This window comes from Pseudomonas sp. GXM4, assembly GCF_008923895.1.
In the GTDB taxonomy this organism is placed as follows: Bacteria; Pseudomonadota; Gammaproteobacteria; order Pseudomonadales; family Pseudomonadaceae; genus Aquipseudomonas; species Aquipseudomonas atacamensis.
This window is the reverse complement of the sequence record NZ_WBRZ01000036.1, coordinates 1-13,222: the sequence shown is the minus strand read 5'-3', so window position 1 is coordinate 13,222 and position 13,222 is coordinate 1. Positions and strand designations below refer to the sequence as shown.

Annotated in this window: 11 protein-coding genes; 1 reads left to right on the top strand and 10 read right to left on the bottom strand. The window is 61.2% G+C overall.

All coding sequences use genetic code 11. From position 1 onward, the window contains the following. Positions 1-4 precede the first annotated feature (4 nt). On the bottom strand, positions 5-598 hold the full coding sequence (locus tag F8N49_RS07860) for an aminodeoxychorismate/anthranilate synthase component II (protein WP_041476683.1): 594 nt from the start codon (positions 596-598) through the stop codon (positions 5-7). 407 nt (positions 599-1,005) lie between these two features. On the opposite strand from F8N49_RS07860, the gene estP reads away from it, so the two are divergent. Beyond that, entirely contained in the window at positions 1,006-2,913 is a 1,908-nt protein-coding gene (gene estP, locus F8N49_RS07855; RefSeq protein ID WP_151551101.1) for an esterase EstP, read from the top strand. 172 nt (positions 2,914-3,085) lie between these two features. Here estP and trpE read toward each other — a convergent pair whose 3' ends face one another. The 9 genes from trpE to F8N49_RS07810 form a co-directional block, all read right to left on the bottom strand. Then, positions 3,086-4,567 carry an anthranilate synthase component I gene (trpE, locus tag F8N49_RS07850; RefSeq protein WP_024014533.1) on the bottom strand — a complete coding sequence of 494 codons (1,482 nt, stop codon included), beginning with the start codon at positions 4,565-4,567 and terminating at the stop codon, positions 3,086-3,088. A 70-nt stretch (positions 4,568-4,637) separates the two neighbouring features. Next, complete coding sequence (locus F8N49_RS07845; protein WP_041476686.1) at positions 4,638-5,456, bottom strand: phosphoglycolate phosphatase; 819 nt, start codon at positions 5,454-5,456, stop codon at positions 4,638-4,640. Next, positions 5,453-6,127, bottom strand: a complete 675-nt coding sequence (gene rpe / locus F8N49_RS07840) for a ribulose-phosphate 3-epimerase (RefSeq protein ID WP_151551100.1) — start codon at positions 6,125-6,127, stop codon at positions 5,453-5,455. Before rpe ends, F8N49_RS07845 begins: the two co-directional genes overlap by 4 nt. Before the next feature lie 114 nt (positions 6,128-6,241). Beyond that, complete coding sequence (locus F8N49_RS07835) at positions 6,242-7,390, bottom strand: iron-containing alcohol dehydrogenase (protein ID WP_151551099.1); 1,149 nt, start codon at positions 7,388-7,390, stop codon at positions 6,242-6,244. 285 nt (positions 7,391-7,675) lie between these two features. Further along, positions 7,676-8,500: an ABC transporter permease gene (locus F8N49_RS07830; protein WP_151551098.1), complete on the bottom strand. Its 825-nt coding sequence runs from the start codon at positions 8,498-8,500 to the stop codon at positions 7,676-7,678. A 12-nt stretch (positions 8,501-8,512) separates the two neighbouring features. After that, positions 8,513-9,760, bottom strand: a complete 1,248-nt coding sequence (locus F8N49_RS07825) for an ABC transporter permease (RefSeq protein WP_016772908.1) — start codon at positions 9,758-9,760, stop codon at positions 8,513-8,515. 198 nt (positions 9,761-9,958) lie between these two features. Further along, the gene (locus F8N49_RS07820) at positions 9,959-11,002 is read right to left on the bottom strand and encodes an ABC transporter substrate-binding protein (protein WP_016772907.1); all 1,044 of its coding nucleotides are present in this window, start codon (positions 11,000-11,002) and stop codon (positions 9,959-9,961) included. A 48-nt stretch (positions 11,003-11,050) separates the two neighbouring features. Then, the gene (locus tag F8N49_RS07815) at positions 11,051-12,175 is read right to left on the bottom strand and encodes an ABC transporter ATP-binding protein (RefSeq protein WP_016772906.1); all 1,125 of its coding nucleotides are present in this window, start codon (positions 12,173-12,175) and stop codon (positions 11,051-11,053) included. A 338-nt stretch (positions 12,176-12,513) separates the two neighbouring features. Further along, complete coding sequence (locus tag F8N49_RS07810; RefSeq protein ID WP_003228820.1) at positions 12,514-13,143, bottom strand: response regulator transcription factor; 630 nt, start codon at positions 13,141-13,143, stop codon at positions 12,514-12,516. Between the last annotated feature and the right edge of the window lie 79 nt (positions 13,144-13,222).

Here is a 13,222-nt window from a genome sequence, read left to right as displayed (position 1 = left end):
GTCCTTAGCGCGTGCCGCCGGTTTGTTTGAGGAAATTGGCAAACAGTTCATGACCCTGCTCGGTGAGGATCGACTCGGGGTGGAACTGTACGCCCTCGATGTTCAGGGTCTTGTGACGCAGGCCCATGATCTCGTCGACCGAGCCGTCATCGTGCTGGGTCCACGCGGTCAGCTCGAGGCAATCGGGCAGGCTGTCGTGCTTGACGATCAGCGAGTGGTAACGGGTAACGGTGAGCGGATGATTGAGGCCGGCGAACACGCCCTTGTCCTCGTGGAATACCGGGCTAGTCTTACCGTGCATGACTTGGCGGGCACGCACCACATCACCGCCGAAGGCCTGGCCGATGGACTGGTGGCCGAGGCAGACGCCGAGGATCGGCAGTTTGCCGGCGAAGTGCTTGATCGCGTCGATGGAAACGCCCGCCTCGGTGGGCGTGCACGGCCCCGGGGAAACCACGATGCGCTCGGGATTCAGCGCTTCGATTTCGGCGATGGTCAGTTCGTCGTTGCGCACCACTTTGACCTCGGCACCCAGCTCGCCGAGGTATTGCACAACGTTGTAGGTAAAGGAGTCGTAGTTGTCGATCATCAGCAACATGGCGTTTCGAACCTCTTGAATTCTGACTTGATGACAGCCTTCAGATGACTTGCCCGCAGGGCGCTGCGCGATGTCGGACGCGCACAGGGCGCCAGCACAGCGGCATTTCAAACAGACAAGGAAGGCAAAGCGATACAGATCCGGCGGGGCCGGCAGAGAAGATTCAGGCGCGCCAACGCCAGCGGGCGTGTGCCTTGATGACTTGATCCAGGAGTTTGCTGGTGATCAACACGGGGAAGGTCTCGTTCATACGTTCCGGCACAGTAACTTAGCTGGGCGGAGCGTGCAATATGGCGGGGCCTGCGGGTTATAAAACGGCAGAGGGATTCACGACCGATGGCAAAATGCCGAACGTTTTTGGTACTGTCGTTTCGTTCACCTACAACAATAAATAAACGGACTTGCTCATGATCAGACAGACGTTGTTTGTACCGCTGGCCAGCTGCTTGCTCGCACTCGCTTGCGCCCAGGCCAATGCAGCGCCCAATCCTTATTCCAGTTTCATCGTCTTCGGCGACAGCCTCAACGATGCCGGCACCTTCGCCGACACCGGTGGCCCAGCGGGCTCCACCGAGCGTTACACCAACCGCACCGGGCCGGTGTATCAGGATGGCAGCGGCGAAGTTTTTTCATTGAATTCCACCCAGTTGCTTGGCGGCCGCCTGGGCTTTTCGCCCGACCAGACAGCCTCTTCCAGCTCCGCAGTGCGCGCGGAAAACGGCCAGCCCGACGGCAACAACTGGGCAGTCGGTGGCTATCGCACCGACCAGATTCTCGATTCGATCACTACACAATCGACCACCGGTGAACGCACCCGCGCCGGGTACCTGCCGTCGAACGGCTTCCGCGCCGACCCGAATGCGCTGTATTACATTTCCGGTGGCGGCAACGACTTCCTCCAGGGCCGCATTCTCAGCCTGCCCCAGGCCAACGCCGCAGCCGATCGACTGGCCGACAGCGTGCAGACCCTGCAGACCGCTGGCGCCAAATACGTGATGGTCTGGCTGCTGCCCGACGTGGGCCTGACACCTGCCCTTAACGGCACACCGCTGCAAGCGTTCAGCAGCACCCTCGCCAACCAGTTCAACAGTCAGTTGGTGACGCGCCTGCAAGGCATCAACGCCGAAGTCATTCCGCTGAACATTCCGGTGCTGCTCTCGGAAGTCTTCGCCGACCCGGGGCGCTTTGGTCTGGCTACCGATCAGAACCTCACCGCGACCTGCTTCAGTGGCAATAGCTGCACGGAAAACGCCCGCTACGGGATCAACAGCGCCACGCCGGATCCGACCAAGCTGATCTACAACGATGGCGTACACCCGACCGAATCCGGGCAGAAACTGATTGCCGATTACGCCTATTCGTTGCTGGCAGCGCCATGGGAACTGAGCCTGCTACCTGAAATGGCCCACGGCACCGTGCGTGCGCATCAGGATGAATTACGCAACCAATGGCAGGCAGACTGGGAGAACTGGCAAGCGGTCGGTCAATGGCGCGCGATTGTCTCGGCCGGCGGACAGCATCTGGATGTCGACAGCCAAAGCAGCGGCGCCAGCGCCGATGGCAGCGGTTACAACCTCAACGTCGGCGGCAGCTATCGCCTGAACGAGGCCTGGCGCGTGGGCGTGGCGGCCGGTTTGTACCGACAGAATCTCGAGGCCGGGCACAACGATTCCGACTACAAGCTCAACAGCTACATGGCCACCGCGTTTGCCCAGTTCCAGCAGAACCGCTGGTGGGCCGACGCGGCGCTGACCGGCGGCAAACTCGACTACGACAACCTCAAGCGCAAGTTCGACCTCGGCGCCAGCGAGGGCGCGGAGAAAGGCGATACCGACGGCAGCCTATGGGCGTTCAGCACGCGCCTGGGCTATGACATTGCGCAACCGGGCAGCCAATGGCATCTGTCGCCGTTTGTCAGCGCCGATTACGCCAGTGTCGATGTCGACGGTTACTCGGAAAAGAGCAACCGTGCCACGGCGCTGACCTTCGATGACCAGAGCCGCGATTCGAAACGCCTGGGCCTGGGCATTCAGGGCAAGTACAACTTCACCGCGCAAACCCAGGTGTATGGCGAATACGCCCACGAGCGTGAGTACGAAGATGACGTGCAGAAGGTCAACATCGCCCTCAATACCCTGCCGGCCAATGACTTCACCCTTGAAGGCTACACACCGGCAAGTCACCTGAACCGCTTGAGCCTGGGTGTCAGTCACAAGCTGACGGCGGATCTGGCGCTGCGTGGGGGGTATACGTTCCGCAAGGATGATGATTTCAAGCAGCAGGGCCTGAATGTCGGGGTTGTGCTGGATTTCTGAGTCGTAGATGCAAAAAAGCGGCGCCTGTCAGGGCGCCGCTTTTTTTATGCCTCAACACAAAACCCAATGTGGGAGCGAGCCTGCTCGCGAAAGCGCTGGGTCAGTCAGCATCAACGGTGACTGACTCACCTCTTCGCGAGCAGGCTCGCTCCCACATGGGAAATTGCGTGGATCAGGCGTCCGGGGTTTGCTCGGCCAGGGCAACGGCGCGGAACATCGCGCGGCGCTTGTTCAGGGTTTCTTCCCATTCCAGCGCCGGCACCGAGTCGGCGACGATGCCGCCGCCGGCCTGCACGTGCAATTCACCGTTCTTGATCACCGCCGTGCGAATGGCAATGGCGGTGTCCATGTTGCCGTTCCAGGCGAAGTAACCGACCGCGCCGCCATACACGCCACGCTTGACCGGCTCAAGTTCGTCGATGATTTCCATCGCGCGAATCTTCGGTGCGCCGGACAAAGTACCCGCCGGCAGAATCGCTCGTAGTGCGTCCATCGCGGTCAGGCCAGACTTCAACTGGCCGGTGACGTTGGAGACGATGTGCATCACGTTGGAATAGCGTTCGATGACCATTTTCTCGGTGAGCTTCACCGAGCCGATTTCCGAAACGCGCCCGGTATCGTTGCGACCCAGATCGATCAGCATCAAGTGCTCGGCGATCTCCTTGTCATCCGAGAGCAGGTCCTGCTCCAGCGCCACATCGGCTTCTTCAGTGGCGCCGCGTGGGCGCGTGCCGGCGATCGGGCGCACGGTGATCAGATTGTCTTCGACGCGCACCAGCACTTCCGGCGAACTGCCGACGACGTGGAAATCGCCGAAGTTGAAGAAGTACATGTACGGCGTCGGGTTGAAGCACCGCAGGGCACGGTACAGATCGATCGGCGCAGCTTTGAAGTCGATCGACATACGCTGCGACGGCACCACCTGCATGCAGTCGCCGGCGAGGATGTATTCCTTGATGGTGTCGACGGCTTTTTCGTAATCGTCCTGAGTGAAACTGGAACGGAACACCGGATCGGCCGATTGCTGTTTGCTGAAATCCAGGCCACGACGCGGGGTGATCGGCTGACGCAGTTGCTCGAGCAGTTCCTGCAAACGCGCCTGACCTTGCTCGAAGGCATCGGTCTGCGCAGGGTCGGCGAGGACGATCGCGTGCATCTTGCCGGCCAGGTTGTCGAACACCACAACGGCGTCGGAAACCATCAGCAGAATGTCTGGCACGCCCAGCGGATCCGGGTTCGGGCATTTGCCCAGACGCTTCTCGACATAGCGCACACAGTCGTAACCGAAGTAACCGACCAGACCACCGTTGAAGCGCGGCAGGCCGGCGATGGTCGGCACGTTGTAGCGCGCCTTGAAGGTTTCAACGAAGGCCAGCGGGTCTTCAACCTCGTGGCTTTCGGTCTCGACGCCATCCACGCTGATGCTGACGTGATGGTCGTGGACTCGCAGCACGGTGCGGCACGGCAGGCCGATGATCGAGTAACGGCCCCATTTCTCGCCGCCCTGCACCGATTCGAGCAGGTAGGAGTTGGGCTGGTCGGCCAGTTTCAGGTAGATCGACAGCGGCGTGTCGAAGTCAGCCAGGGTTTCGCAGGCCAGCGGGATGCGGTTATAGCCGTCAGCGGCCAGACGCAGGAATTCTTCGCGATTCATAAGGTGCCTCGTGGTGTGAGGTGCAATCAGTCAGGTATGCAAACGCGCCGGCACGGCCGGCCAGAATCAGTCAGGCGCGCCAACGCCAGCGGGCCAGGGCCTTGATGACTTTCATCCAGAGTTTGCGGGTGACCACCACGATGGCGTTTCCAGAAGGGGGTTGAACAGCGTCGGGCAACGTTATCCCACCGGCCAGATCCAGGCAACCGGGAATTAGTTTGCGCAAATCGTCGATCACCAGTGCCGGGGATTCCTCGGCAATCGGCCGGCCATGGTTGTAGCCGTAACTCAGCGCGACACACTTGACCCCCGCTGCTTTCGCGGCCTGCACATCACTGCGCGAGTCGCCGACGAACAACGATTGCGAGGCCGGAATGTTGGCCATTTTCATCACGAAAAACAGCGCCGCCGGGTCAGGCTTCTTCTGCGGCAGGGTATCGCCGCCGATGATCCACTTGAAGTAGCGGCCGATCTTCATCTGATCGAGCAGCGGCGCGACGAAGCGCTCGGGCTTGTTGGTGATCAGCGCCATGGCCACGCCTTGCTTGTGCAGCCACTTGAGCGTGTCGCGCACACCGGGATAGACCACGGTCAGCTCATGGCTGGCGCCGTACGCCTCCATGAAAATCTCCAGTGCGCGCTCGGCTTCAGCGTCATCCACCGCCGAATGATCGATGCCACCCGCCAAGGCCCGACGCACCAGCACCGGCGCGCCATTGCCGACCCATTCGCGCACCGCTTCGATACCCGCCGGCGGACGGCCGAGGGAGAGCAGCATGGTGTCCACCGCCGCCGCCAGGTCGGGAACCGAATCGATCAGCGTGCCATCCAGATCGAACATCACCAACCGTGGCAACTGCCCCGGGAACAACTGCTCAAAACCGCTCATGGGCGCGCCAGTGCCAGTTCGGAACGCATCTTGTCGATGACTTCCTGATAGTTCGGCGCGTTGAAAATGGCCGAGCCGGCGACGAAGGTATCAGCGCCAGCAGCGGCAATTTCGCGGATGTTGTTGACGTTGACGCCGCCGTCGATTTCCAGGCGGATGTCGCGGCCCGAGGCGTCGATGATCGCCCGCGCTTCACGCAGTTTGTCGAGGGTGCCGGGAATGAACTTCTGCCCGCCGAAGCCCGGGTTGACGCTCATCAGCAGGACCATGTCGACCTTGTCGATCACGTACTTGAGCACGTCCAGCGGGGTCGCCGGGTTGAACACCAGACCGGACTTACAGCCGCCTTCTCGGATCAGCTGCAGCGAGCGATCGACGTGCAGCGTGGCTTCCGGGTGGAAGGTGATGTAAGTCGCGCCGGCTTCGATGAAGTCGCCGACGATGCGGTCCACCGGGCTGACCATCAGGTGCGCGTCGATCGGCGCGGTGACGCCGTACTTGCGCAGCGCCGCGCAGACCATCGGGCCGATCGTCAGGTTCGGTACGTAGTGGTTGTCCATGACATCGAAGTGGACGAAATCGGCGCCGGCGGCGAGAACGTTGTCCACTTCCTCGCCGAGGCGGGCGAAGTCGGCGGAGAGGATCGACGGAGCAATTATGAAGGGCTGCATGACGCACCTGTACTGAGCTAAATCACGATGGCGCGCATTGTATACCTCAAGTTTCCACGCGCGCACCGGGACCGCGATGATTGGGTTGTGCCATGAGCCCTCAGCGATCGCGCCTCAGTAAGCCGCGCGGTAGATCTTCTCGATATCGCCGGCGCTGAGTTTGCGCGGATTGTTGCGCATCAGCCGCTCGATGCCGGCGGCCTCCACGGCCATCGCCGGGATCGCTTCCTCCGGCACGCCGAAACTGCGCAGCCCGGCAGGGATTTCCACCGCCGCGCACAGGTCGGTCATGGCCTGCACGGCTTTGTCCGCAGCTTCGCTGGTGCTCAGATGAGCGGTCTTCACGCCCATGGCTTCGGCAATATCCTGCATGCGTTCGACGCAGGCCATTTTGTTCCAGGTCATCACATAGGGCAGCAGCAAGGCATTGCTGACACCGTGGGCAATGTTGAAGCGCCCACCCAGCGGATACGCCAGCGCATGCACCGCGCCGACCCCGGCGTTACCGAACGCCATGCCGGCCATCAGGCTGGCGGTGGCCATGTCTTCGCGCGCTTGCAAATTGGCGCCGTTGGCGTAGGCCTTGGGCAGAGCGCTGGCGATCAGCTTGATTGCGCCGATGGCGAGGGAGTCTGTGATCGGCGAGGCGTTCACCGACAGATAGGATTCGATGGCGTGCACCAGTGCATCGACACCACTGGCGGCGGTGACGCTGCGCGGACAGGTCAGGGTCATTTGCGGACTGACCAGCGCCACGTCCGGCAGCAGATAGTCGCTGACGATGCCTTTCTTCAACTGCGCGACCTTGTCCGAGAGGATCGCCACGTTGGTGACTTCAGAGCCGGTGCCGGCGGTGGTCGGAATGGCGATCAGCGGCGGGCCCTTGCGCGGCACCTGATCGACGCCGAATAGATCTTCCAGCGCGCCGTGATATCCGGCGTAGGCGGCGACACTTTTGGCAATATCGATGGCGCTGCCGCCCCCGAGGCCGATCAAACCGTCATGCCCGCCTTCGCGATAGGCGCGCATGCAGTCTTCGACGATGGCGATTTCCGGATCGGGCAGCACACGGTCGAAAATCTCGTACTCGCGCCCGCCGAGTTGCACCAGCGCCAGCTCGACGGTGCCGGACTTGACCAGCGCGGCGTCGGTGACGATCAACGGGTTGTCGATGTCCAGACGGGTGAGTTCAGCGGCCAGTTGTTCGATGGCTGCGGCGCCGGTGATCAGTTTATGAGCGATTTTGAACTGGGACAGACTCATGGTGCGCAGCCTCTTATAGATGTGGGAGCTGGGCACAAGATTAGCTGGGGATTTGGGGTTGTCTGCTATTCAGGGTGTGAATGGTTGATCGGATAGGAAGATCAAGAGCCCCTCACCCTAACCCTCTCCCGGAGGGAGAGGGGACTGACCGGGTTGTACTCTCGAAATACATCGACCTGAATTACCGAGTCGAACTCCGGCCGCGAAAGCCACGAAGATCTGCTCCCTTCCCCCTCGCCCCCTTGGGGAGAGGGCTGGGGTGAGGGGTGGCTTTTGACCTTGATCTCAGACTTGCGCAGTACGCAGTTTCTCGCTACGCCCGCGCAGCCATTCCAGCGTCAGCAGCAGGATGACGGAGAAGGCAATCAGCAACGTCGCAGCAGCCGCAATCGTCGGACTGAGGTTTTCGCGAATCCCGCTGAACATCTGCCGAGGCAATGTCGCCTGCTCAGGCCCGGCAAGAAACAGCGTCACCACCACTTCATCGAAAGAAGTCGCAAAGGCAAACAGCGCCCCGGAAATCACTCCCGGCGCAATCAGCGGCAAGGTCACCCGGCGGAACGCCGTCAGGGGTGAAGCACCGAGACTCGCAGCAGCACGCACCAGATTGTGATTGAAACCCTGCAACGTCGCCGACACGGTGATGATCACAAACGGCACACCCAATACCGCATGCACGACGATCAGCGAGAAGAAGCTGTTGCCCAGCCCCAGCGGCGCGAAGAACAGATAACTCGCCACGCCGATGATCACCACCGGCACCACCATCGGTGAAATCACCAGTGCCATCACCAGCGATTTGCCGGGGAAGTCGCCACGGGCCAGGCCGATCGCCGCCAGCGTGCCGAAGATCATCGCCAGCACCGTCGCCGCCGGGGCGACGATGATGCTGTTCTTCAGTGCACGCATCCATTCCGCCGAGGCGAAGAAGTCGTGGTACCACTGCAGCGAGAAGCCCTGCAGCGGATAGACCAGAAAACTCCCCGAGTTGAACGACAGCGGAATGATCACCAGCACCGGCAGGATCAGAAACAACAGAATCAGGCCGCAGAGGATCCGCAGGCTGTAGAACCACACCCGTTCGATGGGCGACATGTAAGGACTCAGCATCGCAAATTCCCCTTAGCTCAGGCGCAGGCGACTGGCGCCGACCAGCCAGCTGTAGATCAGATAAAGCACCACGGTCGCCAGCAACAGCAGCCCGCCGAGCGCGGTGGCCATGCCCCAGTTGATGCTGGTGTTGGTGTAGAAGGCGACGAAGTAGCTGACCATTTGGTCGTTCGGGCTGCCGAGCAGCGCCGGGGTGATGTAGTAGCCGATGGCGAGGATGAACACCAACAGGCAGCCGGCGCCGACACCCGCGTAGGTCTGCGGGAAGTACACCCGCCAAAAGCTGGCGAACGGATGACAGCCCAAGGAAATTGCCGCACGCATGTAGGTTGGCGAGATGCCTTTCATCACGCTGTAGATCGGCAGAATCATGAACGGCAGCAGGATGTGCACCATCGAGATGTACACGCCGGTGCGGTTGAACACCAGTTCCAGCGGTTTATCGATGATGCCCATGGCCAGCAGCGCACTGTTGATCAGACCGCCGGATTGCAGCAGCACGATCCAGGCGGCGACCCGCACCAGAATCGAGGTCCAGAACGGTAGCAACACCAGAATCATCAGCAGGTTGCTCTGCCGCGATGGCAGATTGGCCAGCAGGTAGGCCAGTGGATAGGCGAGCAGCAAGCAGATCACGGTGATGACCAGGCCCATCCAGAACGTGCGAGCGAAGATGTCGAGGTAGATCGCCTGATCCGGGGTGGCCGGGGCCAGTTCGCCGAGATCATCGATACGGTGATCGACTGCCGCCAGCAGGTAATACGGAGTGATGCTGCTGGTGTTGCGTTTCACCGCTTGCCAGTAGGCCGGGTCGCCCCAGCGTTCGTCGAGCGCTTCCAGCGCTTCCTTATAAGAGGCCGGTTCGCTGGCGAACGGCAGCGCCCGGGCGGTTTTGGTCAGCAGGCTGCGGTAGCCGGCCAACTCCATGTTCAAGCGCTTGGACAGATCGCCCAGCGTCTGGTTTTTGCGGGCTTCGGCGAGGTCTTCGCTGGCAGCCTTGTACACCGGCTCGGCGGGCAGACCACGGCCGTCCCAACTGGCGATGGCGGTGACAGTGCGCGGCATGCCGCCAACCACTTCCGGGTTGCCGACGCTTTTATAGAGCAGCGCCACGATCGGCACCAGAAACACCAGCAGCAGAAACAGCACCAGCGGCGCAATCAGTGCCTGGGCCTTCCAGCGGTTGACCCGCTCGGCGTGCTTGAGCTTCTGCTTCAAGGTGGGGCTGGCGCCCTCGTTCAGGGGAACGGCGATGGCCATGACGTACTCCGCAAATCTTTGATCGTTACAGAGGTGGCGAACCACCTCGAACTTTTGCCAGTGATCGTTCCCACGCTCTGCGTGGGAATGAATCCAGTGACGCTCTGCGTCACACAGGGACGCTCTGCGTCCCGGGCGGCATTCCCACGCAGAGCGTGGGAACGATCATCCGGAAAGCCATCGGTCCGCATGCTTGGCTTATTTGGCAGCCCAAGAGTTGAAACGCTGCTCCAACTGCTCGCCGTTGTCAGCCCAGAAGCTGACGTCGATCTGCACCTGGTTGGCGATGTTTTCCGGGGTGGTCGGCATGTCTTTCAGGACATCCTTGGCCAGCAGCGGCACAGCCTGGGTGTTGGCCGGGCCGTAGGCGATGTTTTCCGAGTAGGTCTTCTGCTGCTGCGGCTGCACCGAGAAGGCGATGAATTTCTTCGCCGCTTCGGCGCGCTTGGCGTCCAGACCTTTCGGGATTGCCCAGGCGTCGAAGTCGTAGATGCCGCCGTTCCACACCACTTTCAGGTTGGATTCTTTCTGCACCGCAGCAATGCGACCGTTGTAGGCCGAACTCATCACCACGTCGCCGGAAGCGAGGTATTGCGGCGGTTGTGCACCGGCTTCCCACCACTGAATGCTTGGCTTGAGCTCATCGAGTTTCTTGAAGGCGCGATCCTGGCCGCCCTTGCTCGCCAGCTCTTTGTAGACGTCTTTCGGCGCCACACCATCGGCCATCAGCGCGAATTCGAGAGTGTACTTGGCGCCTTTGCGCAGGCCGCGCTTGCCCGGGAATTTCTTCGTGTCCCAGAAATCCGCCCAACTGGTCGGCGCGGTTTTCAGCTTGTCAGCGTTGTAAGCCAGTACGGTCGACCAGACGAAGAAACCTACGCCGCACGGCTGAATGGCGCCTTTGACGTAGTCTTCGGTCTTGCCGAACAGCGCCGGGTCGAGTTGTTCGAACATGTCTTCGTCACAACCACGGGACAGCTCTGGCGATTCAACTTCGACCAGATCCCACGACACGCTCTTGGTGTCGACCATGGCCTTGACCTTGGCCATCTCGCCGTTGTATTCGCCGGCAACGATCTTGCCGTTGCCCGCCGCTTCCCACGGTGCATAGAAGGCTTTGACTTGCGCCGCCTTGTTCGCCCCGCCAAACGACACCACGGTCAAGTCCGGGCCGGCGGCCATTGCGCCGGTCGCACCCATCAGGCCCAGAGTCAGGGCGGTGAACTTCAGGGATCTCAACATTTATTGTTCTCTCCACGTGCAGGGTTGGTGTTGGTATTGCCGGGGCGCTTAGTGCGCCTCTAAAAGCGGATCGAGCGCACGAACGTGCTCGACCTGCCAGCCAAGCGGAACCACGTCGCCGACAGCGAGCGCGGGATCGAGCTCGGCAATCGGTTGTTTCACGAAGAAGTCGGTCTTGCCGCAGACTTCCAGGCGCACCCGGACGTGGTCGCCCAGATAGATGAATTCCGCCACCCTCCCTGAGAAGCGGTTGACGCATTGATCGCTCGAACCGTTGAGGCTGACGCGCTCCGGACGGATCGACAGGGTCACCGGTTCGCCGGTCTGGCCAACGTTGACGGCCAGCGCCTCGACCTTCTCTCCACGCCCCAATTCGACCACGCAGCGCTCGCCGCTCTGGCTGAGCAGGCGACCGTTGAGGCGGTTGTTCTCGCCAATGAAGTTGGCGACAAAGGTGTTTTTCGGCTCTTCGTAAAGCGTGCGCGGCGGGGCGATCTGCTGGATTTCGCCCTGATGGAACACCGCGACGCGGTCGGACATGGTCAGCGCTTCACCCTGATCGTGGGTCACGTAGACCACGGTCACGCCGAGGCGCTGGTGCAGGTGCTTGATCTCCATCTGCATGTGTTCACGCAGTTGCTTGTCGAGGGCGCCCAACGGTTCGTCCATCAGCACCAGTTGCGGCTCGAACACCAGCGCGCGGGCCAGTGCCACACGCTGCTGCTGACCACCGGACAACTGCGCCGGGTAGCGCGAGGCGAACGCGTCGAGCTGAACCATGCTGAGGACTTTCTTCACCCGCTCGCTGACGTCGCTTTTATTCAAGCCGCGCACGGTCAACGGGAAAGCAAGGTTCTCCGCGACAGTCATGTGCGGGAACAGCGCGTAGTTCTGGAACACCATGCCGATATCGCGCTTGTGCGGCGGCACGTTGTTGATCGAACGCCCGGACAGGAGGATTTCACCGGCGGTCGGCGTTTCGAACCCGGCGAGCATCATCAGGCTGGTGGTCTTGCCGGAACCGGACGGCCCGAGCAGGGTAAGGAATTCGCCCTTGCGAATGTCCAGGTTGAGGTCTTTGACGATCAGGTTCTCGCCGTCGTAGCTCTTCTGCACACCACGAAAGCTGACCAGCACATCACTGGTCCCTGCGCTTGTATCGACCTGGCTCATACCCACACCTTTGTTGTTGATGACTGCTTGTTCATCAAGCCTAGTGGCTGGCGGCGGCCACGCAAATCGGGGCGCAGGAGAGAATCGCTTAAGCGCAATGGAAGGTTGGGGGTAGGGATTGCCCTACAAGGATGGCGCGTTTGGGCAAGCGCAGCGGCAAGGGGCAAGCTGCAAGCGGCAAGAACAGGCAAAAGCGCTTGTCGCTAATGGATATGCCCGCACGCATATCCATTGTAGGAGTGAGCCTGCTCGCGATAGCGGTGTATCAGTCGCTGAATTGTTTTCAGAGAAGACGCTATCGCGAGCAGGCTCACTTCCACAGTTGATCGCGGTGATGGTCAGAGGAGTTTGTGCTCCATCGCGTATTTCACCAGCTCCGCCAGGGAGGTGATGTTGAGCTTCTGCATCAGCCGCGCCTTGTGCGTGCTGATGGTCTTGCTGCTCAGGGCCAGTTGCTGGGCGATGTCGTTGACGTTGGCGCCTTGGGCCAGGCGTTCGAACACCGAGAATTCGCGTTCTGACAACAGCGAATGCAGGGGCCGGGTATCGGTCAGGCCGACTTCGAAGACCATGCGGTCGGCCAGTTCCGGGTCAATGTAGCGCCCGCCCGCCGCGACCTTGCGGATCGCCGTGAGCAGCAGCGCCGGATCGCTGTCCTTGGTCGCATACCCGGCCGCGCCGACCTTCAATGCGCGCGCGGCCATTTGCGCTTCGTCGTGCATCGACAGCACCAGAATCGCCGGCGGATTGTTCAGTGCACGGATGCGCGGGATTGCTTCCAGGCCATTGACCCCGGGCATGGAGATGTCCAGCAGCACCACCTCGCAAGGTACGCTGCGCAGGGTTTCGAGCAGTTGCTCGCCATTGCTCGCCTCCCCCACGACTTGCAGATCCTTGGCCAGGCCGATCAATTGCTTGATGCCCTCGCGGACGATGGTGTGGTCTTCGGCTACCAGTACACGGATCACTTGGATTTCCTCGATATTTGCATGAAGCGAAAAGATCGCAGCCTTCGGCAGCTCCTACAGGGGTATGCGATCAGTGTAG